This window comes from Flavobacterium sp. XS2P24 (genome assembly GCF_030010285.1).
Taxonomy (GTDB): Bacteria; Bacteroidota; Bacteroidia; order Flavobacteriales; family Flavobacteriaceae; genus Flavobacterium; species Flavobacterium algoritolerans.
This window is the reverse complement of sequence record NZ_JASCRU010000001.1, coordinates 17,343-40,073: the sequence shown is the minus strand read 5'-3', so window position 1 is coordinate 40,073 and position 22,731 is coordinate 17,343. Positions and strand designations below refer to the sequence as shown.

The window sequence follows — 22,731 nt, the reverse complement described above, 5'->3', positions numbered from 1 at the left end:
GTGTTCAGTCCTCAGTGATCGGTGTTCAGTTAGCTTTTTGGACAATGCACCGTTTGGCAAACTGAACACTGAATACTGAACACTTTTAAGATGAAAAATATTTTTCTACATATTACCCTGTTTTTTTCATTGCTTTGTTTTTCTCAAAACGAACAATTAGCGCAGTATTATTATGACAAAGGCGATTTTGAAAAAGCAAAAATCAGCTATGAAGAGTTGCTGCAAGAGATTCCATTAAATTCCCAGTATTTCTTAAGAATAATAGATTGTTCTCAGCAATTGCAGCAGTTTGAAAGTGCCGAAAAAGCCATTCAAGAACGATTTAACAAGTACAATCAAGGGAATCTTCTGGTAGAATTAGGGTATAATTTTCAGTTGCAAAAAAATGATGCCAAGGCTAAGATGTACTACGATCAAGCATTAGACCGAATCAGAAAAAATCCAAATGAAGTCTACGGAATATCAAACGCTTTTGAGAAAAAAGTGTTGCTCGAATATGCCCTGAAATCCTACCAAACCGCCACAGAATTAGAGCCTAATTTTAATTTTAATTATCAAATAGGATTGCTTTACGGTCAATTGTCTAATATGGAAATGATGATTTCCACTTTTCTGGACGAGGCGTTTGCGAATCCTCAAAATTCCATTAGAATCCAAAATCAATTGGTTCGTTTTATGGCTGACGAAGGTGATGCAAACTTTAATGAAATATTACGCAAAGCATTAATTCTAAGGACTCAGAAAAATCAAGATCTCTTTTGGAACCATTATTTGAGTTGGTTTTATGTACAGCAAAAAGAATTCGAAAAAGCATTTATTCAGGAAAAAGCCATTTACAAACGCAATCCGGAATCGCTTGCCAATATTGTGAATTTAGGGCAACTGGCCATTGAAGAAGACAATCAGGAAGCAGCTAAAGAAATTTTGGGATTTGTCTTGGAAAACACACAAGATTTAGAATTGCTGATCCAGGCGAATTCGTATTTGGTAACCATGAAAATTGAAAAAGCATCCGAAAATGACTTTGCAACCATCAGCACAGAATTAGACGGTTTGTTGAAACAATTTGAAATAAGTCCTTTTACCTTATCTTTGCAGCTGATTCAGGCACATTTCACAGCATTTAATTTGAAAAAACCAGAGGAAGGAAAGGCAATTGTTAAGAGAGCATTGGAATTGAAATTGAATGATTATGAAGTGGCTAATGCCAAAATGGAACTGGCAGATATTTTACTTTACGAAGAAAAATTCAATCAGGCTTTGATTTATTATTCGCAGATTGAATTGGATTTGAAGAATGATGTAATGGCACATGAAGCCAGTTTGAAAGCCGCAAAAACCAGTTATTTCAAAACCGATTTTGCTTGGGCATTGAAACAATTTAAGGAATTGAAATCAGCGAATACGCAGTTGATTGCCAATGATGCTTTGGAATATTTTCTATTAATCAACGACAATACTGTTGCCGATTCGACACAAACGGCTTTGAAGCAATTTGCAAAAGGAGATTATCTGTTGTATCAAAACAGGAATCAGGAAGCGGTAACGCAGTTTCAGATGATTTTGAAAAACTATAAAGGACAAGAAATAGAGGCTGTGACCTTGTTGCGATTAGGGAAAGTATATGAAAAGAAAGGTGATTTTGCTTTGGCTTTAAGCCAATACCAAACGATTATTGACCAACATAGCGACGGAATTTACATAGATGAAGCGTTGTATTTTTCGGCAGAAATTTATAACAAGCAATCGTTACCCGAAAAAGCGAAACCATTATATGAAAAGGTATTGTTCAATCATCAGGACAGTATTTATTTTGTGGAAGCCAGAAAGAAATTCAGACAATTGCGAGGAGATACTAATTTGTAAAAAAGTTTAACTGTTTAATTGTTGAGTCGATTAACCAGTTAAACAATTAACCAGTTAAACAAAAAAAATGATACTATACAACGTTACCACAAACATACATGAAAGCGTTCACGATCAATGGATGATTTGGATGCAATACAAACACATTCCTGAAATTTTGGCTACTGGAAAATTCTCTTCGGCTAGAATGGTACGGGTTTTAATTGAAGAAGAAATGGGCGGAGTAACGTATTCTGTTCAATACGCAACAGACAGCAAAGAAACTTTGGAGAAATATTATCAGGAGGATGCGCCGGCTTTTCGCGAAGAAGGTGCGAAGTTGTTTGGAGACAAAATGCTTGCTTTTAGAACAGAATTAGAATTGATTGCAGATTTTTAGAGTCATTGCAAGGAACGAAGCAATCACATTCAGATTGTCGTTTTGAACCACAATCTTGAAGTCGCAATCTGCGATCTCCAATTTGAAATAAAATACACTTTGTGCCTTAGTGCCAAAATAAACTTAAAATAAAGCGAGATTGCTTCGTGCCTCGCAATGACAACATGGAAAAAGTAACAGCCAAAAAACACCTCGGACAGCACTTTCTTAAAGACGAAAGCATTGCAAAAGACATTGCTGACACGTTGAACTTAGAAGGATATGATGATGTGTTAGAGATAGGTCCGGGAATGGGAGTTTTGACAAAATATTTGTTGGATAAACCGGTGAATACGTACGTTATTGAAATCGATACGGAATCAGTGACGTATTTGGACCAAAATTATCCAAAATTAAAAGACAGAATCATTTCTAAAGATTTCCTGAAATACAATGTAAACGATGTTTTTAAAGGGAAACAATTCGCTATTATTGGGAATTTCCCGTATAATATTTCGACACAAATTGTTTTCAGAACTTTGGAATACCGTGATCAGATTCCGGAATTTGCAGGGATGTTCCAGAAAGAAGTGGCGCAACGTATTTGTGAAAAAAAGGGAACAAAAGCGTATGGAATTCTATCGGTTCTGGTTCAGGCTTTTTATGATGCCGAGTATTTATTTACAGTTGACGAAAATGTTTTTATTCCACCACCAAAGGTGAAATCGGGAGTTTTACGTTTGCGCAGAAAGAAAGATTACAGCTTGCCATGTGGTGAGAAATTGTTTTTCACGGTAGTGAAAACGGCCTTTCAACAACGACGCAAAACGTTACGAAATAGTTTAAAAACCTTAAATTTGTCGGATAGTTTGAGAGAAGATAAAATTTTTGACCTTCGTCCAGAACAATTAAATGTAGAACAGTTCATAGAACTCACCCAAAAAATAGAAGCCGATGGAGTTTAAAATCAGCAAAGAATTAATTCAGGAATTAGAGCAACTCATTCAAAATAAAAACGACCAGCAACTGGAAGTGTTATTGAATGATATGCACCATGCTGATATTGCTGAAATTCTCGATGAGCTTGATTTTAATGAAGCGACCTATATTTTTAAAGTTTTAGACAGTGAAAAAACCGCCGAAATTCTTCTGGAACTAGAAGATGATTTGCGGGAAAATATATTAAGCAGGCTTTCGCCAAAAGAGATTGCGGAAGAATTAGATGAGCTGGAAACAAATGATGCAGCCGATATTATTGCGGAGCTTTCGAAAGATTTGAAAGCCGAAGTAATATCAGAACTTCAGGATGTTGAGCACGCCAAAGATATTGTTGACTTATTGCGTTATGATGAGGATACCGCAGGTGGAATCATGCACAAGGAATTGGTTAAAGTCAATGAAAATTGGAATGTCCTCACGTGTGTAAAAGAAATGCGCATTCAGGCCGAAAACATCTCCAGAGTCCATTCGATTTATGTCGTGGATGATGAAGATAGATTGAAAGGGCGTTTGTCACTCAAGGATTTATTGACCACTTCTTCCAGAACACCGGTAAGTGATGTTTACATCCGAAAATTAAACTCCGTAAAAGTAGATACCGAAGATGTTGAGGTAGCTCGAATCATGCAAAAATACGATTTAGAAGCCATTCCTGTCGTAGATGAAATGGGACGATTAGTGGGAAGAATCACCATCGATGATATTGTGGACGTAATCAAGGATGAAGCCGATGAGGATTACCAGTTGGCAGCAGGTATCTCGCAAGACGTTGAAGCGGATGACAGCATTTTTGAACATACAAAAGCACGATTGCCTTGGTTGGTTTTGGCTCTTTTGGGTGGTTTTATCTCCGTAAAAGTGCTCGGCTTGTTTGAAGGAGCGATGTTTGAGCATGGGAATTTGTTCTTTTTCACACCACTTATTGCCGCAATGGCAGGAAATGTAGGCGTACAATCATCAGCTATTATAGTTCAGGGATTGGCTAACAATACGTTGAGCGGATCCTTGTTTAATAGATTGGTCAAAGAAGTGTCACTAAGTTTATTAAACGGACTGATTTTGGCAACGATATTGTTTTTAGGAAGTCATTTTCTGTTGAATGTCGAATTGATCATTGGCGTTATTGTTACTATAGCATTGATGTCGGTAATTATTATTGCATCGTTAATAGGAACTTTTGTTCCGTTGTTACTCGATAAATTTGGCATTGACCCCGCATTGGCAACCGGACCGTTTATCACTACCAGTAATGATATTTGCGGAATTCTGATTTATTTTTCGATAGCAAAAATGATTCTGGGATTTTAAGAAAGAATTGAACTAAGAGAATAGAGAGAAATTAAAAAATAACTAATACAACTATAACTACACAACCAACACTTTTCCCTAACGGCTTACTTTTCTTTGGAGAGTCCTGAAGCTTCGGGAGGGGAAAGGAAAAACCACAACCAGCATGAAAGTACACATTATTGGCGGCGGAAACTTAGGTGTTTCTATCGCATTAGGACTATCAAAATTTTCACCAGAAAACCAAGTTACCGTAACCAGAAGAAACACATCAAGCATTCTGTATCTTGAAAAATTAGGTGCTACGGTTTCTACGAATAATATCCATCAGATTCAGGAGGCCGATGTCATTATCTTGACTATAAAACCGTACCAAGTGGATACCGTTTTAGCCGAAATCCTTCCAGTAATTTCGAATAAAATTATTGCGTCGGCAGTGAGTGGATTGTCCATAGAAAATTTACAAAACAAAATCGGTGCTGCTAATAGTGCCATCCGAATCATGCCTAATATTGCGGCACAGTTTGGTGCATCAGCAACTTGTATTGCGTTTCACGAAAAAGACAAAGAGAAAGCGCAAGATGTAGTTTCTCTTTTTCAGAGTTTGGGAACCGCTCCTATTATTGACGAAAAATTAATGGATGCAGCAACTGTTCTTGCGGCCAGCGGAACTGCTTTTGCGTTGCGATACATTCGCGCATCGATGCAAGCCGGAATCGAAATAGGATTTGACTGGCAAACCGCATTAGCCATTTCGGCACAAACCGTAAAAGGTGCTGCCGAAATGCTGCTGGAAGAAAAAGTACACCCGGAACAATTAATTGACCGCGTAACTACACCACAAGGCTGTACCATAGCCGGATTGAACGAAATGGAAATGCACGGATTTAGTTCGTCCTTGATACGCGGAATCAAAACGTCCTTGAAACAAATCAAAGGATAAGTCTCTAGTTCCGTAAAATCTTGATTATATAAGCTGCGCAAATGTCTCTGACTTTGCGCAATTTTTTTACTTAAGCTTCGCAAATATTGATATTTGTTTACACAATCAAATAAATACTATATTTGAAAAAAAACTACCATGAAAAAACTACTTCTTTTAACCCTTATTTTAATTTCAAGTTATACTGTAAATGCACAACAAAATAAACAAAAACAAGTGCTTAGGCATGTGGTGATGTTTGGTTGGAAACCCGGTACAGATGCGGCGGCAATTGATAAAGTGGTAACTGCTTTTGGGAATTTGGAACATAAAATCAAATTGATAAAAGCGTATGAATGGGGAATCAATAACAGTCCTGAAAACTTGAATAATGGTTTGACGCATTGTTTTACCTTAACATTCAACAGTGAAGCCGATAGGGATGCGTATTTAATTCATCCGGATCACAAAGCTTTTGTGGCTGTTTTGAGTCCCGCGCCAGATAAAGTTACCGTAGTTGATTATTGGACTAATAAGTAAACAGAAATCTGCAAAAAAGGTTTGAATCATAAATAATAAACAACAAGTATAATAAATGAAGAAAGTAATAACAGTACTGGTTTTAGTATTCAATCTAAATGCAAACGCTCAAGAAGTACCCGTTGAAAAATCAATTTTTGGAATACAAACCGGATTTGGAGTACACACCGGAATTTGGTTTAACAATGAAAGCAAATTGTCAAGTAGCATCGCATTACGAAGTGAAATTGGTCTTGAAAAGGATTTTACGGTTGGAGATCATTACGATGGCGTCGGTTTTATTTTGCAACCGGTACTAACAGTAGAACCAAGATTTTATTACAATCTGGAAAAAAGGAATGCAAAAGGTAAAAAAACAGCCAATAATAGTGGCAATTATGTTTCAATCAGGACAAGTTATCACCCGGACTGGTTTGTGATTAATTTAGCGGATAACGTAACCAAAACGGCTGATTTAGCTATTGTTCCCACTTGGGGTTTAAAACGCCAAATAGGAAATCATTTCACTTACGAGACTGCTTTAGGGTTTGGGTATCGTGTGGTGTATTTGAAAGAGAATTCAGTTAATGGTAATGTGCAGAATATAGATGGAACGTATAATAGAAATCAATACATTCCTTATTTGCACATAGGAATAGGATATACCTTTTAGGAAAATAGAAAGCGATCTGAGATTTAGATTATTTTACATATACAAATTAAAAGGCTGTTTTTGGACAGCCTTTTTTGATTTTATATTGTATGATTAAGAATTTTTTTCTAAATATTTTATAATTTTTTTATACAGTTTAATTGCAAAATAGAGAATTACAACTAAAAAACATACTGTAAATACTTGCCATAAAAGTAGACCAAAGCTAAAATCGTTAATTGTTTTTTCCATTTTCAAAAATAAGTAAAAAATCACATAAAGAAAAAGGCTAGATTGATTTTAATTTATCTAATTAGGTTGTGTTTATTTTACTTTAGCAGGTTTCAAATTAAATTTTAACCATAAAAAACCAACTGCTCCCGCAATAAAGGAAGCAATCAAAATCGCAATTTTTGAATAGGTAATGACTTCTTCTCCGTCGTTTTTGAAAGCAAGAAGGGTAATAAAAATAGACATCGTAAAACCTATTCCGCCCAGCATTCCTGCACCTAGAATACTGCTCCACTTTAGGTCTTTTGGCAGCGTACAAATTCCTAAACTGACAGCTAGGAATGAAAATAACCAGATCCCCAATGGTTTCCCTACCACGAGACCCAGCATAATTCCAATTGTGTTGGGATGATTCAATCCCTCATGCCAATCTGAATTTATGGCAATGCAGGTATTTGCTATAGCAAATAACGGAAGGATGAAAAACGCCACTGGTTTATGTAAAAAATGCTGTAAGCGATACGAAGAAGTTTTTTTACCTCCATCACCAAACGGAATTACAAAAGCCAATAACACTCCGGTTATCGTTGCGTGTACACCAGAATTTAACATAAAATACCACATCGCAGCACCACCAATCAAATAAGGAACGAGGCTGTGTACTTTTCTTCGGTTAAGGATAAATAAACCACCCATAATGGCAAAAGCGATAAACAAATTCAAAAAAGCAATAGTGTCCGTGTAAAATATGGCAATTACCATAATAGCACCTAAATCATCAATTACGGCAAGCGCAGTCAGAAATACTTTCAAAGATGTAGGGACACGATTTCCTAAAAGTGACAGGATTCCAATAGCAAAAGCAATATCAGTAGCCATAGGGATTCCGGCTCCGTTTTGTGTGATGGTTCCAAAATTTAACAGTAAAAAGATTCCGGCCGGGACAACCATTCCGCCTAATGCGCCAAAAATAGGTAAAGCGGCATTTTTAATACTGGATAATTCCCCTTGGTACATTTCGCGTTCTAATTCTAAACCAATCAAAAGAAAAAAGATAGCCATTAAGCCGTCATTAATCCAATGTGTTATGGAATGACTTCCAATATTGGTTTCCCATAAAGCTATGTATTCAGTTTGAATGGATGAATTGGCTAATAAAAGAGAGAGTATTGTTGCAAAAAGTAATAAGAGTCCACCGGCTTTTTCGCTTTCAAAAAAAGCGTTGAATGTTTTCGTTAATTTCATTTTTGTTTTTTCATTTATTATAAGCATGAGATTTATAATAAAAATTGAGAAAGCTAATTTACGATTTTATAAGCTAATTTCCTTCGATAAAACAATAAACCGTAATTTTTTTGTTAATTTGAAGTATCAAAAAATACTACTTTTATGGATATCAAAGTCCTTCATATCGATAGCAATAATTCCTTGCTTTGGGATCAATTGCAACAGTCTGGATTTATAAATCACAGCGATTTTACGTCGTCAAAAGAAGAAATTGAATCTAAAATTCAAGATTATCAGGGAATTGTCATTCGAAGCAGATTCAAAATTGACAAGGTTTTCTTGGACAAAGCCACAAATTTGCAATTCATTGCACGCGTTGGAGCCGGATTAGAAAGCATCGATTGCGATTATGCAGCATCCAAAAACATTACGCTTATCGCTGCTCCCGAAGGAAATCGAAATGCCGTTGCCGAACATACATTAGGGATGATATTGTCGCTTTTTAATAAACTAAATGAAGCGGACAGAGAGATACGATCCGGACATTGGAACCGTGAAAGCAATCGTGGCCATGAACTTGACGGAAAAACAGTGGGGATTATTGGTTACGGAAATATGGGAAAATCATTAGCCAAGAAACTCCGTGGTTTTGATGTCGAAGTGTTGTGTTATGACATTCAGGAAAATGTAGGTGATGTAAATGCAAAGCAGGTTTCATTGGAAGAATTCCAGCAAAAAGTAGATGTAGTGAGTTTGCATATTCCGTGGACTCCCGAAACAGATAAAATGGTTGATGTGGATTTTATCAATGGATTCGCCAAACCTTTTTGGATTATAAATACGTCTCGTGGCAAGAATATTGTCACTGCCGATTTGGTTTCGGCCATGCAATCCGGAAAAATTCTAGGAGCTGGTTTAGATGTTTTGGAATACGAGAAGTTGTCATTCGAAACGCTGTTTCAAGATAAAAATACTCCCGAAGCTTTTCAATATTTGTTGAAAGCTAAGAATGTGATTCTGAGTCCACATATTGCTGGTTGGACATTCGAAAGCCATGAACGATTAGCGCAAGTAATCGTTGATAAAATAAAAGCAAAGTATTTTGGTCAAGCCAAAGATGCGGAGCCGGAGAAACGCGTCACGGGAATTGGAGGTTTCTTTTTTAAATCAAAAAATCCTAAAGAACTGGTAGCTTGGTACGGAAAACACCTGGGTTTAAAAACGGATCAATATGGTTCCACTTTTTGGTGGAAAGATAAAGATGGGAATGATTGTTCTACCCAATGGTCGCCATTTGCAGATGATACCAATTATTTTGCACCAAGCGAGAAACAGTTCATGCAAAACTTTAGAGTGGATGATTTAGAAAAATTATTACAAAAATTGTCAGAGGAGGGTGTAACAATTGTGGGTGATATGGAGTCTTATGAGTATGGAAAATTTGGATGGATTCTGGATGTCGAAGGGAATAAGATAGAACTTTGGGAGCCAATCGATACAGCATTTCAATAAAATTTTTAATTTCAATATTTACTAACTTAAATTTAACCAAACCAAACCAAAATGGAAGAAATCGCACAAGAAACTTGGAACACTCCAAGGAAACCCATTCCAGTATTTAAAGTAGATCCAGTATTAGTATTAATTTTTGGGTTTTTAACCTGTGGATTGTATTTAATCTATTGGAATATTAAAATTGCAGAAGTTTTTAATGCTGTTTCTGAGAGAGAAGTTATTTCACAACCCATTGCCATATTTGCGGGCTGTTGTTATCCTGTAAATATTTATTTCTTTTATTTAGCTGGCAGAGACGGACTTCCTGATGTATATCATAGATCTGGTTCAGCTCAAAAAGACGATACGGTTTTGCTGCTTATTTTAGGGCTTTTCTTTCCAATGATTGCCGCAATGATAGTTCAAAATGACATCAATAAATTATACAATTAATAGTAAAGATAAACGTAAAATTTACGGAATTATAGGCGCTGTTTTCACACTCATGGTTCCGTTTTTTTTAATGTTTTTTAATGATGATAATCATCTTGAGACCGATCAGTCTTTGTGTCCTTTCAAAATGATTACAGGCTTTCCATGCCCGGGTTGTGGAATTACAAAATCATTGGTTTATTTTTATCAGGGAGATTTTTGCAAGAGCATAAGCTATCATATATTAGGTCCTTTTGTGATTGCGTTTAGTATTGTCAGCATTGTTATACTGTCTATGGAATTAATTACTAAAAAAGAGTATTTTAATACTGTTATGTACAATAAAAGACTAGCCTATAGTTTGGGTATTTTTCTAGTTGGATATCATATCATAAGATTGATTTTCTTTATAAATAACAATTCTTTAGATTCTATTTTGAAAGAATCCATCTGGAGATAAACTAGAAATAAAAAATCCCGTCTTGTCTTTTTAGGACGAGACGGGATTTTTATATATCTAATTGATATTAATCTTCTTTGTCATTTAATTTTCGTTCCAGTTCAGCCTGAAATTCTTCCATTACGGGCTTCATGGTGCTTTCCGGAATATCTGCAATTCTGATGTACATTAATCCGTCAACAGCATTGTTAAACAGCGGGTCCACATTGAAAGCAACCACTTTTGCATTCTGTTTGATGTATTTTTTAATCAAAACCGGCAAACGCAAACTTCCTGGCTCCAATTCATCAATGATTTTATCAAACTTGTTCAAATCAGATTCGGCTTCGTCAAATATGAAATCCTTATCGGCATCTTTCAGTTTTACTTTGTAAGCTTTCTTAGGGTGAACGTATTGTGCAATATAAGGATCGTAATAATTGGACTTCATGAATTCAATCATCAATGATTTTGAGAAATCAGAAAATTGATTGCTGATACTCACGCCACCAAGCAAATATTTATGTTCTGGAAAACGCAAAGTAGTGTGCATAATTCCTTTCCAAAGCAAGAAAAGAGGCATTGGTTTTTGTTGGTATTCTTTGATGATGAAAGCTCTGCCCATTTCGATAGACTTGTGCATCATATCATTTAATTCCGGTTCAAATCGGAATAAGTCGTTGAGGTAGAAACCATTTATTCCGTATTTCGGATAAATTTCAGAACCTAAACCCATTCGATACGCACCAGCAATTTTATGGGCTTCATTATCCCATAAAAAAAGATGATGGTAATATTGGTCGTGCTTGTCTAAATCAATGGATTCGTTTGTTCCTTCTCCAACTTCGCGGAAAGTGATTTCTCGAAGACGGCCAATTTCGTGCAGAATATTTGGAATTTTAGCAGCTTCAGTAAAGAAAACTTCGTAGTTTTTGCTTTGTAAAAGACGACAATCCGTGCTTCTTAAAGCATCTACTTCGGCAATCATTTTCTCACTATTGGCAGGAGTAACAATTTTCTTCGGACTTTTAGCAAGTTTCAAGTTTGGAGGCGTCAGCAATTTACTTTCTTTCTCGAAAGGATTGGCGAGCATATAGGTTTTCTTTCTCAAAAACTCGGAATATTCCTCAATCGTTGCGTGTTCGTTTTGTTCACTTACCGAAATAGGTTTGCCAATACGTACTTTTATCACACGATGTTTTTGACTAAACACTTCCGAAGGCAGTTTTGCCGTTCTAAAAGTGCCACTTATTTTAGAAAGTAAATAAAATAATCGACTGTTTTTAGCGTGAAAATAAATGGGAACAACAGGAACTTGGGCTTTTCTAATTACTTTAATAGCACCTTCTTCCCAAGGTTTATCCACCATTAATTTTCCGTCTTTATACGTAGAAACTTCTCCCGCAGGAAACATTCCTAACGGCTTTCCATCGCTTAAATGACGTAAGGTTTCTTTGATTCCCACCACGCTTGACTTAGCATCCCTGTGATTTTCAAAGGGATTCACAGGCATGATGTATTTTTTGAGAGGGGCAATGCGATGCAAAAGAAAATTGGCGATGATTTTGAAATTAGGTTCTCTTTCAAGCATTAATTTCAATAATAAAACACCGTCAATTCCTCCTAATGGATGATTTGAAATGGTGATATAAGCACCGTCTTTTGGTAAGCGTTTTAAATCCTCTTCCGGAATTTCGAATTTTATTTGTAGATCATCTAATACCCCATTTAAAAACGCAACGTCTTTTAAATGTTTATTTCTGTCGTATACTTTGTTTAAGGTAGAGATTTTTAGCACCTTCATTAGCATCCAGCCAGAAAAAGTCCCCAGAACTCCGTACTTGTCTGCATTTATTGCTTTTGCAACTTCTTTCGCGGTTACTAAACCCATGTATTTTTTTGTTTTTTTAGAGCAAGAAACAAAGATAGCAAAAAACTCCATTTTCTCTATTTTTCTGAATCAAACTTCTAGTTTTTTGTTACATTTGAAACCCACATCTAAACAATATAATTTTTTCCGAGAAAATAAAAAGTGGGTTCCTGACAACCGCAGGCAAAAAATAGTTTTTCGGAAGAAATTCAAAATTTTTTTTTAATGAGAATTATTTCATACAACGTAAACGGAATCAGAGCCGCCATTTCAAAAGGATTTATTGACTGGTTGCAACACGCAAATCCGGACATTATTTGTCTTCAGGAAATTAAGGCTACCGAAGACCAAATCCCAGTCGAAGATATTGCAAAAGTGGGTTATCCGTACCAATATTACTATTCAGCAACCAAAAAAGGATATAGTGGCGTAGCTATACTTTCTAAAATCAAGCCTAATAATGTCGTTCACGGAACCGGAATTCACCACATGGATTTCGAAGGAAGAAACCTTCGCGCTGATTTTGATGGATTTTCAGTGATGAGTTTGTACTTGCCATCAGGGACAAATATCGATCGATTGGACCATAAATTCATGTTCATGGATGATTTTCAAACCTACATCAACGAACTTAAAAAAGAAACGCCAAACTTAATTATCTGCGGGGATTATAACATTTGTCACGAGGCAATTGACATTCACGATCCAATCCGAAACAAAAATGTTTCCGGGTTTTTGCCGCAAGAAAGAGCTTGGCTCGATGGATTTATGAAGTCTGGATTTGTGGATAGTTTTCGTCATTTCAACAGTGAACCGCATCAATATTCGTGGTGGAGTTACCGCGCCGGAGCCAGAGGAAACAACAAAGGTTGGCGTATCGATTACAATTTAGTCAGCGATTCTTTAAAACATAAATTAAAAAGAGCCGTTATTTTATCAGATGCCGTGCATTCGGATCATTGCCCTATTCTGGTAGAAATCGAGTAATCTGGAGCTATTTCCCGTCTCGTCCTAAAGACGAGATTGCAATCTTGTTGTTTTTAAAGAAAAAACAACAAGGATTTTCACTTTTATCGCGGCTAGGGCATTCGATACAATTTAAAATTTTGCTTTCAAAACAACATTAGAAACAACATAAATACAAACAAAATGATTAAAAGAGTTTCCATCGGATTATTAGTATTGGCGCTTTCAACTTCTTGTGTGTCCAAGAAAATATACAACGACTTAGAAAGTAAGTTCACCGATTTAAAAAAAGAAAACAGAAGTTTAGCAGATGAAAATGCCGATTTGCTAAAAGCTAAAAACCAATTAGAATTAGACCGTGACGGCTTAAAAACTGATTTGAGTAAATCCAAAGCAGAACTGGATAAATTGAAAGCAGATTACGCAGCGGCTCAAAATAAATTCAAAGTCTTGCAGGATTCATACGCCGCTTTAGAAAAAAATAGCGGTGATGCTTTGCAAAGCAACATGAAGAAAAACCGTGATTTACTGGATCAATTAGACGAGAAAGGAAAAGCATTGGCATTAGAACAAGAGCGATTGAGCAAAAGCGCACAACGTTTGCAAGAATTAGAAGATTTGATTGCTGCCAAAGAAGCGAGCATGAAAAAACTAAAAGAAACCTTGTCTAAAGCCTTGAACAGTTTCGAAGGAAAAGGCTTGACAGTAGAACAAAAAAACGGAAAAGTGTACGTTTCTATGGAGAACAAACTACTTTTCAATTCGGGAAGTTGGGCTGTAGGTTCCGAAGGGAAAAAAGCAGTAATTGAAGTTGGAAAAGTTTTGGGTGACAACCCGGATATCTCAGTACTCATCGAAGGTCATACGGATGATGATGCTTTTACGGCTTCAGGACCAATTGCGGATAACTGGGATTTATCGACCAAAAGAGCGACAGCAATAGTTGCTATTTTAAGCGAAAACAAGAAAATCAATAAACAAAATTTAACGGCTGCCGGAAGAGGAGAATTCTCTCCATTAGCAAGCAATTCAACTGCAGATGGGAAAGCTAAAAACCGTAGAATCGAAATAATTTTAACGCCAAGATTAGACGAAATCGCCGAAATGTTGAATGAGATAAATTAAGGTTCAAAGTGTTAAAGACAGAAAGGTTCAGAGTTTTTTATTTTGAGCCTTTTTTGTTTTCTACGAGACGTATTGTAAATCGTCTAGTGTTTTTTAAGTTTCACCATTAAGAAATTAAGAAAATTAAGTTTTGATTCTTAATGAAACTTAATTTCTTAATGGTTAAAAAAAGAACCTTTTCTTAATCGCAAATCTGCTAATTTCATCTTTCGATGGAAGGTTTCGATTGGCGAATTAGCGGTTTTATTTTTTTAAATATCCCGTTTAGTTATAAATAAACGTTTCTCAATTTTCTGTTAACTGTAAATTTAAACCACAAACTAATTTTATCTTTGTTTTCGAAAAATAAAATAAAATTTCCTTAAAAATGAAATATACTACTTTACCCAATACTGATATAAAAGTCAGCAAAATTTGTCTTGGAACCATGACTTTTGGACAACAAAACACAGAAGCTGATGGTCATGCCCAAATGGATTATGCTTTAGAAAACGGAGTCAATTTCTTTGACACTGCCGAAATGTATTCGGTTCCAGCGCGTCAGGAAACTTATGGAAGTACAGAAAAAATTATTGGAACTTGGTTCAAAAAATCAGGAAAAAGAGAAGAAATAGTCTTGGCTTCTAAAATTGCCGGACCCAGTCCAAATTTTGGCTACATGAGAGAGAAATTAGATTTCTCACCAGCCAGTATCAAGTTTGCATTGGATAATAGTTTACAACGCTTACAAACGGATTATATTGATGTGTATCAATTACATTGGCCGGAACGCAAAACCAATTATTTTGGACAACGCGGTTTCAAAGTTCAGGATGATGCTTGGGAAGATAACATTCACAATGTTCTCGAAACATTGGACGGTTTTATCAAAGAAGGAAAAATCAAACACATCGGACTTTCAAATGAAAATCCTTGGGGAATCATGCGTTTTCTGGAGGAAAGCAAATACAACAATTTACCAAGAGTAAAAACGATTCAAAATCCATATTCGTTATTGAACAGACTTTTTGAAAACGGTTCGGCCGAAGTTTGCCTGAGAGAAAATGTGGGTTTATTGGCGTATTCGCCAATGGCTTTTGGGGTTTTGTCCGGTAAATTTCTAACAGGTGAAGATCATCCAAATGCCAGAATCAAGTTGTTTCCGCAGTATTCCAGATACAACAGCGCACAATGTACTGAAGCTACAAGATTGTATCAGGAAATCGCCAAGAAAAACGGACTGACTTTAACGGAATTGTCTTTGGCATTTATAGAACAACAGCCGTTTGTAACCAGCACGATTATTGGTGCGACAACATTGGAACAATTAAAAGAAAATATTGATACGATTCAAGTGTCGCTTTCGGATGAAATTCTAAAAGCAATTGATGAAGTGCAAGCCGTGATTCCTGATCCGGCACCGTAAAGTAATAAACCCTATCAGAGTTCAAAACTCTGATAGGGTTGTTTTTAATTAAAGATCAAATTCCTCGTCAACGGATAACGAATCCACTTTTATTTGCGTTGAATCTTGTACTTTGAATTTGATAAAAGATCGTGCAGGTCCTGAAATTAGTATGGGTAAGGATTTGTAAATAGTGTCTTCTGGAGTCAAAAGTCCTCTTCGAAACATAATATTCGTTAGAAAAAATTCTTGTTTTACTGCAAAATCTTTCAACATCCCTTGATCGTTGAACTGGTACATGAATTTCTTGGGACTTGGAATAATTCGGGCGAGATATAAGCATTCGTTCAGCGATAATTCCGAAGGTGTTTTTTGAAAATAAAACTGACTTGCTTCACCAATTCCATATACATTTGGACCCCATTCGATAATATTAAAATACACTTCGAGCATGCGTTCCTTGCTCACAATTCGGTTATTTTCCAGAATGTAAACCAATAAAATTTCCTCCAGTTTGCGGGATACGGTTTTCTCTCGACTCAGAAAAGCATTCTTTACTAATTGCATGCTGATAGTGCTGGCGCCACGGGAGAACTTTTTGGTCCTTATGTTTTTGACGATGGATTGTTTGAAAGCCTCGCTGATAAAACCACGATGCGAAAAGAAAGAAGGATCTTCTGTAGTTAAAACGGATTTTCTTAAATACGGTGAAATTTGGTCTAAAGGCGTATAATTTGGATTGGCAGAACCAACTAAAATAGGACGTTGCAACACATTTTTTATAAGTGCGCGATAGACAAATTCGCCATTAAGTTTGTTGAGATTGGCTTCGCCGTATTTTGTGATTTTCAGATTTTCTTTCTTCAATTTACTGTCAAAAACCAGTTGATTCGGTTTGTTTTGGTTGAAGGCAAAATCCAATTTGTAATCAAAAGTACCGCTCGCTTCCATTCCTTGAAAGTGGGTGAATAAACCGTCAGGTAGCGAGGTGATAAAGTCCTGCGCTTTCATTTTTGGGATAGTAACCTTGAGTTTGTAAATCGTATCTTTCTCCGTTTCGTAAGCTACGTAAGGATGAAATTTTATCTTGTTCAACTGAACTGTTGAGCTGCTGTCAATCGAAATAAAATCAGAACCCAATAAGAATCGATAATCAAATTTGGCATTCTTAAGAATAACATCTTTGCTGGCAATTTTCGGGTGGTTGAGTTTTAAATTGGCAATAGCCATAAAGCCATCAATATGCAATTCGTCGCCATCTCTATCTATGTTTTGAATATTCAATCGAATAGAGTCAAAGCTTGATTTCAGGTTGAAACGTTCGTCTAAATACGGCATTTGGATGGCACCAGTATCAATATTGACGAAACGGATATCGGCTTTTTTATTTCTTGGATCGGCAAATCCTTTGATTCTCCATCGTTGTGAAATGGTATTGGTCTGAACTTGAATGGATGTTTCTAGTTGTTTATTGACCAATCGCAGTTTTTGGAAATTAATGGTTGCTTTTTTTCCGTTATCATTGAGTCGAAAAGAAAGATTGTCCAGGATCATATCCGTCGGGACTAAATTCAGTGCTTTTGAGATGATTCTATAGGCAAACTGGGCGTAATCTCTTTTCTCGTCGCGTATTTCAGTTTGATTGTCTTTTTTTAGAAAAGCATCAAAATTCCTCACTTTTCCTTTTTTTACTAACTGGACAAAACCGTTCTGGACTTCTAAAGTTCCAAGCTGAACATCGCCCGTTATGAGATGCCATAAATTGACGCTGGTTTTTAGTTTTTGGATTTTAAAAAGCGTGTCTCTGTTTTTTGGAACCAGTATTATTTCGGTAAGATTCAAACCCGATAATCTGTCAAAAGAAGCTTTTTTTATCGTAAAAGAGCTGTTGTAATCCACTTCCATTTCATTGGAAACTTTTGCTATTGTTTGTTGCAAAACGGCATCTCGAAAGATATAAAAAGCAATAATTAAAGTGACAAACAATACAAAAAGTATTTTTGCTGCTAGAATTAATTTTTGTTTTCCGGTTTTCATAAACAGTTTAATAAGTAATACAATCTAAAATACAATGCGTTTGGAATCTCGGCCATAAAGAAAAGGAAAATAATACTAAGGGAAAGATTTTTATGGTTTTCTTTAGAATATTGATTGGGGAAAATGATTTTTTAAATAAAAAAACTACAACCATAAAGCGTTGTAGTTTTTAAATTATTGTGTAGCAGCTAAATTTGCTTTAGGGTTTTGGTTCTTTATATTCAAAAGGGTTATAAAAGCGTCTTACTTTTTCCACAATCTGGTTTAAGGTCATTTTATCTGCTGTTTCTACGGCTTTTAGTTTTCCGGGTTCAATTAAATGATCCGTCATTAATTTTTGTTCCAGTTTAGTTTTGGTTTGTGCGGGACCAAAAACAATAAGTTCATCCGATTTTTTGACATAAGACAGCACTGATTTTATAAAATAATCCAGCTCTTGTTTTTTTCGGTCGTCAAATTTTTTGTCGCTATTGCCATGATGAACTCCTGAGAAAGTTCCTTTATTACCTTCGTCATTATGATGTACGCTGTTTTCAACCTCAGAATCTATTTCGGTAATTTTTTCTGTATCACCATCAAGAGCAACAATTATTGCTTTTGAGGAGTCTATCCAAATGCCAGTTTGTCTTTTCATGTCTTTGATATTTTAAATTAAAATAGATTGTTTTTTGCTGTTTTTATTGCAACAGAATCGCGCTTAGTTGACTTATTAGAACGTGTTCTGATTTATTTTTTCCTGAAAATGAAGAAGCTATAGCGTTGGCAGTTTTTAGAATTAAGGCATTAATTTCCGGAGTGAATAAGTGTGGGTGTTCTGCTCTGAAAATTTTAAAGTCGGGAAACACTTGTTCTAATTCCCATTCATTGGCGACAAGCCAGTCAAAAACAATTTCGATTTCATAAGCGGTATCATCCCCAAATTCATTAAAACTGTTTTCCAGCGGAAGCCATTCGGTCTTTATTATTTGTTTCAGTTTGTTGATTTCTTCTGTACGAATGGTTTTGTCTATGGCCGCAATTGAGTAGAACACTTTGCCTAAGTGTTCGTATAAATGAGTCATATTTTGGTGTGAAGATTTCATTTTTATTTTCGTAAAGTATTGTTAAACATAAAGTTACAAAAAATAATGAATTCCTTTCCTGATTTATTATTTTTATTTAAAATAAGAAATAAATAAGGAAATCATGGAAACAGGAAAGGTGCTATTTTGTTTTTGGATTTAGAAAAGACATCAGATTGTCAGTTTCCAGTTTTTGATTGGCATATTTTAATTGAAGTTCAGAACCTTCGCCCATTCTATTGTAGTATTCCAATGCTTTTTTTGCAAAGAAGCGTTTGTGAAAATCAGAAAGCTCAGGAATTTGAGGAAATTTTTCATGAAAAAGCATTTCGTAATACGCTTGCCATTCCCTTTCGTTTTTGTCTTCAATCACGTTTGCCTTTGTTTTTTGACTCACGTGAATCATTTCATGCGCCAAAAGATTGAGCATTAATTCCAATGGATATTCGAATGTATTTTCAGGAATTCGGATGATTTGTGGTTCGCCAAGAGCGCCTTCGGTAGTCATTAGGATAAACTCTGGCTTTGCTTTTTCTCTTAATTCGAAACCTTTGAAATTGGGGTTTTCTAAACCGTATTCTTCAATTAAAAACTGGGCGGCAGTAATGGTTTCACCAAGTTCATGAAAGGTATTTACGATTTGTAAGTGTTCTGGAAACGATTTCATTTTACATTGTTTTTTTAAAATCAACCAAACAACTCACTCGCCACATCTTCAATTTTGGCTACCAATCGTATTTTGATTCCGGTATTTTTCAACGCAATTTTGTTGTATTTGGATACAAAAATGGTCGAAAACCCTAGTTTTTCGGCTTCTTGAATGCGTTGGTCCACACGGTTTACAGGACGTATTTCGCCTGAAAGTCCCACTTCGCCGGCAAAGCAAAAATCTTTATTCACCGCAATATCTTCATTCGAGGATAAAATGGCGGCTACAACAGCCAAATCTATCGCCGGATCATCTACTGAAATTCCTCCCGTCACGTTCAGGAAAACATCTTTGGCGCCAAGCCTGAAACCGGCTCTTTTTTCTAAAACGGCCAGAATCATATTGAGCCTTTTCGCATTATAACCCGTCGTGCTGCGTTGCGGTGTTCCGTAAACTGCGGTGCTTACCAAGGCTTGGATCTCAATCATCAACGGGCGCATGCCTTCTAATGTTGACGCAATTGCAGTTCCGGATAATTCTTCATCTTTGTGTGAAATCAATATTTCCGAAGGATTAGAAACTTCTCGCAAACCATTGCCTAACATTTCATAAATACCAATTTCGGCAGTGGAACCAAAACGGTTTTTTAACGAACGTAAGATTCGGTATACGTGATTTCTATCGCCTTCAAACTGTAAAACGGTGTCGACCATGTGTTCCAGGATTTTTGGTCCTGCAATGTTTCCGTCTTTGGTAATATGACCAATCAGAATCACGGGAATATTGGTTTCTTTGGCAAACTTGATCAGTTCAGCGGTGGTTTCTCTAATTTGAGAAATACTGCCGGGAGTGGATTCAATATAATCCGTATGCAAGGTTTGAATGGAATCGATAATCACGATTTCCGGTTCTATGGCTTCAATTTGCTTGAAGATATTTTGTGTTTTGGTTTCGGTAAGAATATAGCAATTGTCGCCGCTTGGTGTGATTCTTTCGGCACGCATTTTTATTTGTTTCTGGCTTTCTTCGCCGGAAACATATAAAGTTTTATAAGGTAATTTCAAGGAAATTTGAAGTAAAAGCGTACTTTTTCCAATGCCGGGTTCACCACCCAAAAGAATCAAGGAACCAGGAACGATTCCGCCACCCAATACGCGATTAAGTTCGGCGTCTGTAGTGTCCATTCGGATTTCCTGAGCCGAATCAATTTCTTTTATTCGTAGCGGTTTCGGTGCTTTACTGGTTGAAGTAGTTTCACTTTTCCAAGCTGTTTTTTCCTGTTTTTGAATGATTTCTTCCGCAATGGTATTCCATTCTTTACAAGAGTTGCATTGTCCTTGCCATTTTGCATATTGTGCGCCACAGTTTTGGCAAAAAAAAGTTGTTTTTACTTTCGACATTATTTTTTTGGTGTTTGGCTTGTCATGTCATCGTATTTTTCCATCATCATGTTTTTTGTAAGGTCGCCAATTTCCTCTAATTGAGAAGCACTTTGATAGCGTTTTGCCGCTTTTTTAGGGTCGCCCATTTTTTCATACATTAAACCCAATTCATAATCGGCAAGCATTGACTTTGGGTAATTTTTATTGGCAATTTCAGCTAATTTATCTAAATCAGGATACGCTTTGTTTTTTAGAATTGCCGCTTCAATGGCTTTGAAATCGTTTACACGAATAGGTATTTTTAAACCTAAACTTTTGGACAAAGCAGCATATTTATTGGTCAAATAATCTACGTAACCGGATTGCAACACAGCAATTTTTTCGCTGTATTCAGTAGATGAAATGGGTTTGTAAGCATCAAAAAATTGGTATAAGGCATTTGGAATCGAGTATAGTACAAGCGAATAGTGTGATGCGCCTTTAAAATTATCGAACTTGTAATTTAATTCAGGATTAGTAACCTGTTTTATGTTTTCGTCTAGTTTTTTTATAGATTCCTGAATTTTTTTTATGTCGCCATCTCCATTGGATTGATAATAAAAAATAGGTTGTTTTATATTTGAAAGTTTTTCTGGAATGATATTTTCCATTTCAGGAGCCAGTTCCGGGCTTAATGAAATATATCCATTGAATATAGGATTGTCTTTGTACAGAAAAAAGTTTAAAAATCCCGCCGTAGTGTCGTGTCCTGCAATGATTCGGAATGGTGCAACTGGGTATTTTTTTTCGATATAAGGAAGTAACTCGGCACCAATAAACTCAAAGAATTTTGCGCCTTTTCCGGAAGGAACTCCATCTGCCTCGTCATAAGTGCTGTCGTCAAAGCGTTCGTTATTTTTGTTTTGGCTTATGCCAACGACAATCATTTCTGGTAAATCATCCCAATAAGCACCGTAATTCAAAGCGCCATAAAATGGGTCAAATAAGTAATCGCCATCGAGTAAAATAAGTATCGGATACTTTTTATTTGGGTTTTTTTCGAAAGAAGGCGGAAGTCCAATTGTAATTTCACGGCTTTCGCCCAAAGCGTTTGAATCGAATGGGATGATGGTTTTTTGTGAAAATGCTGTAATAGAGAAGAATAAGAATAGTAGTAGTTGTTTCATAATGTGGAGCGTTTAGAAATTAAAGTACACCTAAATAAGACAGCAATATAATACTTTATTTACTTTTATTTTAAAAACAAGAAAAGTTAAGGCGCCAGAATTGCACTTGCTTTTAGAAAAATAAATAGGATTTAGGGAGCTGAAAAATGCGATAAACAAAAAACAACTGAATATCTGATTTTGAGTTAAGTAAATCAGATATTCAGTGTCTTGTGGAGTTAAATACTTTTACTTTGAGTGATAAAATAAGTAATTTATCTTTTTCAAAAAGTATATCAGTACGTATTTGTTCTTTGAAGAATTAGGTCAAAGAATTGTCATTTTCGTTAGGGAAAATAATCCACGGTTTGAAGGCTTTTGCTTCTTCAAATTCTAGTATTGCATACGAAATAATGATAATAATATCATCTCTTTGTACTTTTCTGGCTGCTGGACCATTTAAGGTTATGATGCCTGAGTTTTTTTCGCCTTTGATGGCGTAGGTGTCAAAGCGTTCGCCATTGTTGATGTTTACGATGAATACTCTTTCTCCTTCAATGATATTGGAGGCTTCCAGTAAAGCTTCATCTATGGTAATGCTACCGATATAATTTAAATCAGCGCCAGTTACTTTTACTCGGTGTATTTTTGATTTTACGACTTGAATTTGCATGCTACAAAAGTAA

At 35.9% G+C, this 22,731-nt stretch carries 22 protein-coding genes; 13 read left to right on the top strand and 9 right to left on the bottom strand.

The genetic code is table 11. The features are described 5' to 3' along the window. Window positions 1-90 precede the first annotated feature (90 nt). The 7 genes from QLS31_RS00180 to QLS31_RS00150 all read left to right on the top strand — a co-directional run bounded on the left by QLS31_RS00180 (window position 91) and on the right by QLS31_RS00150 (window position 6,624). A complete protein-coding gene (locus tag QLS31_RS00180; RefSeq protein ID WP_282741600.1) occupies window positions 91-1,866 on the top strand; it encodes a tetratricopeptide repeat protein in 1,776 nt (591 codons plus the stop codon). A gap of 67 nt (window positions 1,867-1,933) precedes the next feature. Continuing rightward, the gene (locus QLS31_RS00175) at window positions 1,934-2,245 is read left to right on the top strand and encodes a DUF4286 family protein (RefSeq protein WP_099713863.1); all 312 of its coding nucleotides are present in this window, start codon (window positions 1,934-1,936) and stop codon (window positions 2,243-2,245) included. A gap of 164 nt (window positions 2,246-2,409) precedes the next feature. Then, window positions 2,410-3,189, top strand: coding sequence for a 16S rRNA (adenine(1518)-N(6)/adenine(1519)-N(6))-dimethyltransferase RsmA (gene rsmA, locus QLS31_RS00170; protein ID WP_282741598.1), 780 nt, complete (start codon window positions 2,410-2,412; stop codon window positions 3,187-3,189). Then, the gene (gene mgtE / locus QLS31_RS00165; RefSeq protein WP_099713861.1) at window positions 3,179-4,531 is read left to right on the top strand and encodes a magnesium transporter; all 1,353 of its coding nucleotides are present in this window, start codon (window positions 3,179-3,181) and stop codon (window positions 4,529-4,531) included. The genes rsmA and mgtE overlap by 11 nt, the downstream gene beginning before the upstream one ends. A gap of 145 nt (window positions 4,532-4,676) precedes the next feature. After that, on the top strand, window positions 4,677-5,453 hold the full coding sequence (gene proC / locus QLS31_RS00160; protein WP_099713860.1) for a pyrroline-5-carboxylate reductase: 777 nt from the start codon (window positions 4,677-4,679) through the stop codon (window positions 5,451-5,453). 138 nt (window positions 5,454-5,591) lie between these two features. Then, complete coding sequence (locus QLS31_RS00155; protein WP_282741596.1) at window positions 5,592-5,972, top strand: Dabb family protein; 381 nt, start codon at window positions 5,592-5,594, stop codon at window positions 5,970-5,972. Between the two features lie 55 nt (window positions 5,973-6,027). Further along, window positions 6,028-6,624 (top strand): hypothetical protein, encoded by a 597-nt coding sequence (locus tag QLS31_RS00150; RefSeq protein ID WP_282741594.1) that lies wholly within the window; start codon window positions 6,028-6,030, stop codon window positions 6,622-6,624. Between the two features lie 303 nt (window positions 6,625-6,927). Here QLS31_RS00150 and nhaA read toward each other — a convergent pair whose 3' ends face one another. Then, window positions 6,928-8,079: a Na+/H+ antiporter NhaA gene (nhaA, locus tag QLS31_RS00145; RefSeq protein WP_282741592.1), complete on the bottom strand. Its 1,152-nt coding sequence runs from the start codon at window positions 8,077-8,079 to the stop codon at window positions 6,928-6,930. Between the two features lie 144 nt (window positions 8,080-8,223). Between nhaA and QLS31_RS00140 the strand changes: the two genes are divergently transcribed. From QLS31_RS00140 to QLS31_RS00130, 3 genes are read left to right on the top strand one after another with little or no spacing between them, the layout of a single operon-like run. After that, window positions 8,224-9,573 (top strand): D-2-hydroxyacid dehydrogenase family protein, encoded by a 1,350-nt coding sequence (locus tag QLS31_RS00140; RefSeq protein WP_349238925.1) that lies wholly within the window; start codon window positions 8,224-8,226, stop codon window positions 9,571-9,573. Between the two features lie 51 nt (window positions 9,574-9,624). Then, the gene (locus QLS31_RS00135; RefSeq protein WP_282741590.1) at window positions 9,625-10,008 is read left to right on the top strand and encodes a DUF4234 domain-containing protein; all 384 of its coding nucleotides are present in this window, start codon (window positions 9,625-9,627) and stop codon (window positions 10,006-10,008) included. Beyond that, window positions 9,983-10,447: a DUF2752 domain-containing protein gene (locus QLS31_RS00130; RefSeq protein WP_282741588.1), complete on the top strand. Its 465-nt coding sequence runs from the start codon at window positions 9,983-9,985 to the stop codon at window positions 10,445-10,447. Before QLS31_RS00135 ends, QLS31_RS00130 begins: the two co-directional genes overlap by 26 nt. Before the next feature lie 67 nt (window positions 10,448-10,514). On the opposite strand, the gene QLS31_RS00125 is transcribed toward QLS31_RS00130, so the two are convergent. Further along, window positions 10,515-12,317: a lysophospholipid acyltransferase family protein gene (locus tag QLS31_RS00125; RefSeq protein WP_282741586.1), complete on the bottom strand. Its 1,803-nt coding sequence runs from the start codon at window positions 12,315-12,317 to the stop codon at window positions 10,515-10,517. Between the two features lie 204 nt (window positions 12,318-12,521). On the opposite strand from QLS31_RS00125, the gene QLS31_RS00120 reads away from it, so the two are divergent. From QLS31_RS00120 to QLS31_RS00110, 3 genes are all read left to right on the top strand, one after another. Continuing rightward, complete coding sequence (locus QLS31_RS00120) at window positions 12,522-13,283, top strand: exodeoxyribonuclease III (protein ID WP_282741583.1); 762 nt, start codon at window positions 12,522-12,524, stop codon at window positions 13,281-13,283. 162 nt (window positions 13,284-13,445) lie between these two features. After that, complete coding sequence (locus QLS31_RS00115) at window positions 13,446-14,387, top strand: OmpA family protein (RefSeq protein WP_282713305.1); 942 nt, start codon at window positions 13,446-13,448, stop codon at window positions 14,385-14,387. A gap of 367 nt (window positions 14,388-14,754) precedes the next feature. Further along, window positions 14,755-15,792, top strand: a complete 1,038-nt coding sequence (locus QLS31_RS00110; protein WP_282741580.1) for an aldo/keto reductase — start codon at window positions 14,755-14,757, stop codon at window positions 15,790-15,792. A 48-nt stretch (window positions 15,793-15,840) separates the two neighbouring features. Here the strand turns inward: QLS31_RS00110 and QLS31_RS00105 are convergent, their stop codons facing one another. The 7 genes from QLS31_RS00105 to panD form a co-directional block, all read right to left on the bottom strand. Continuing rightward, the gene (locus QLS31_RS00105; protein ID WP_282741578.1) at window positions 15,841-17,808 is read right to left on the bottom strand and encodes a biosynthetic peptidoglycan transglycosylase; all 1,968 of its coding nucleotides are present in this window, start codon (window positions 17,806-17,808) and stop codon (window positions 15,841-15,843) included. A 199-nt stretch (window positions 17,809-18,007) separates the two neighbouring features. After that, the gene (locus QLS31_RS00100) at window positions 18,008-18,442 is read right to left on the bottom strand and encodes a hypothetical protein (protein ID WP_091172364.1); all 435 of its coding nucleotides are present in this window, start codon (window positions 18,440-18,442) and stop codon (window positions 18,008-18,010) included. Window positions 18,443-18,485: 43 nt separating this feature from the next. Continuing rightward, window positions 18,486-18,890 (bottom strand): hypothetical protein, encoded by a 405-nt coding sequence (locus QLS31_RS00095; protein ID WP_282741577.1) that lies wholly within the window; start codon window positions 18,888-18,890, stop codon window positions 18,486-18,488. A gap of 121 nt (window positions 18,891-19,011) precedes the next feature. Next, window positions 19,012-19,536: a hypothetical protein gene (locus tag QLS31_RS00090; RefSeq protein WP_282741575.1), complete on the bottom strand. Its 525-nt coding sequence runs from the start codon at window positions 19,534-19,536 to the stop codon at window positions 19,012-19,014. Window positions 19,537-19,556: 20 nt separating this feature from the next. Then, entirely contained in the window at window positions 19,557-20,918 is a 1,362-nt protein-coding gene (gene radA, locus QLS31_RS00085; RefSeq protein WP_282741573.1) for a DNA repair protein RadA, read from the bottom strand. Then, entirely contained in the window at window positions 20,918-22,066 is a 1,149-nt protein-coding gene (locus QLS31_RS00080) for an alpha/beta hydrolase-fold protein (RefSeq protein WP_282741572.1), read from the bottom strand. Before QLS31_RS00080 ends, radA begins: the two co-directional genes overlap by 1 nt. A 301-nt stretch (window positions 22,067-22,367) precedes the next feature. Then, window positions 22,368-22,718, bottom strand: a complete 351-nt coding sequence (gene panD / locus QLS31_RS00075; protein WP_121343221.1) for an aspartate 1-decarboxylase — start codon at window positions 22,716-22,718, stop codon at window positions 22,368-22,370. Between the last annotated feature and the right edge of the window lie 13 nt (window positions 22,719-22,731).

Coding starts and splice junctions, on each gene's coding strand:
- QLS31_RS00180 (WP_282741600.1), top strand. CDS start 91: ATGAAAAATATTTTTCTACATATTACCCTGTTTTTTTCATTGCTTTGT.
- QLS31_RS00175 (WP_099713863.1), top strand. CDS start 1,934: ATGATACTATACAACGTTACCACAAACATACATGAAAGCGTTCACGAT.
- rsmA (WP_282741598.1), top strand. CDS start 2,410: ATGGAAAAAGTAACAGCCAAAAAACACCTCGGACAGCACTTTCTTAAA.
- mgtE (WP_099713861.1), top strand. CDS start 3,179: ATGGAGTTTAAAATCAGCAAAGAATTAATTCAGGAATTAGAGCAACTC.
- proC (WP_099713860.1), top strand. CDS start 4,677: ATGAAAGTACACATTATTGGCGGCGGAAACTTAGGTGTTTCTATCGCA.
- QLS31_RS00155 (WP_282741596.1), top strand. CDS start 5,592: ATGAAAAAACTACTTCTTTTAACCCTTATTTTAATTTCAAGTTATACT.
- QLS31_RS00150 (WP_282741594.1), top strand. CDS start 6,028: ATGAAGAAAGTAATAACAGTACTGGTTTTAGTATTCAATCTAAATGCA.
- nhaA (WP_282741592.1), bottom strand. CDS start 8,079: ATGAAATTAACGAAAACATTCAACGCTTTTTTTGAAAGCGAAAAAGCC.
- QLS31_RS00140 (WP_349238925.1), top strand. CDS start 8,224: ATGGATATCAAAGTCCTTCATATCGATAGCAATAATTCCTTGCTTTGG.
- QLS31_RS00135 (WP_282741590.1), top strand. CDS start 9,625: ATGGAAGAAATCGCACAAGAAACTTGGAACACTCCAAGGAAACCCATT.
- QLS31_RS00130 (WP_282741588.1), top strand. CDS start 9,983: ATGACATCAATAAATTATACAATTAATAGTAAAGATAAACGTAAAATT.
- QLS31_RS00125 (WP_282741586.1), bottom strand. CDS start 12,317: ATGGGTTTAGTAACCGCGAAAGAAGTTGCAAAAGCAATAAATGCAGAC.
- QLS31_RS00120 (WP_282741583.1), top strand. CDS start 12,522: ATGAGAATTATTTCATACAACGTAAACGGAATCAGAGCCGCCATTTCA.
- QLS31_RS00115 (WP_282713305.1), top strand. CDS start 13,446: ATGATTAAAAGAGTTTCCATCGGATTATTAGTATTGGCGCTTTCAACT.
- QLS31_RS00110 (WP_282741580.1), top strand. CDS start 14,755: ATGAAATATACTACTTTACCCAATACTGATATAAAAGTCAGCAAAATT.
- QLS31_RS00105 (WP_282741578.1), bottom strand. CDS start 17,808: ATGAAAACCGGAAAACAAAAATTAATTCTAGCAGCAAAAATACTTTTT.
- QLS31_RS00100 (WP_091172364.1), bottom strand. CDS start 18,442: ATGAAAAGACAAACTGGCATTTGGATAGACTCCTCAAAAGCAATAATT.
- QLS31_RS00095 (WP_282741577.1), bottom strand. CDS start 18,890: ATGAAATCTTCACACCAAAATATGACTCATTTATACGAACACTTAGGC.
- QLS31_RS00090 (WP_282741575.1), bottom strand. CDS start 19,536: ATGAAATCGTTTCCAGAACACTTACAAATCGTAAATACCTTTCATGAA.
- radA (WP_282741573.1), bottom strand. CDS start 20,918: ATGTCGAAAGTAAAAACAACTTTTTTTTGCCAAAACTGTGGCGCACAA.
- QLS31_RS00080 (WP_282741572.1), bottom strand. CDS start 22,066: ATGAAACAACTACTACTATTCTTATTCTTCTCTATTACAGCATTTTCA.
- panD (WP_121343221.1), bottom strand. CDS start 22,718: ATGCAAATTCAAGTCGTAAAATCAAAAATACACCGAGTAAAAGTAACT.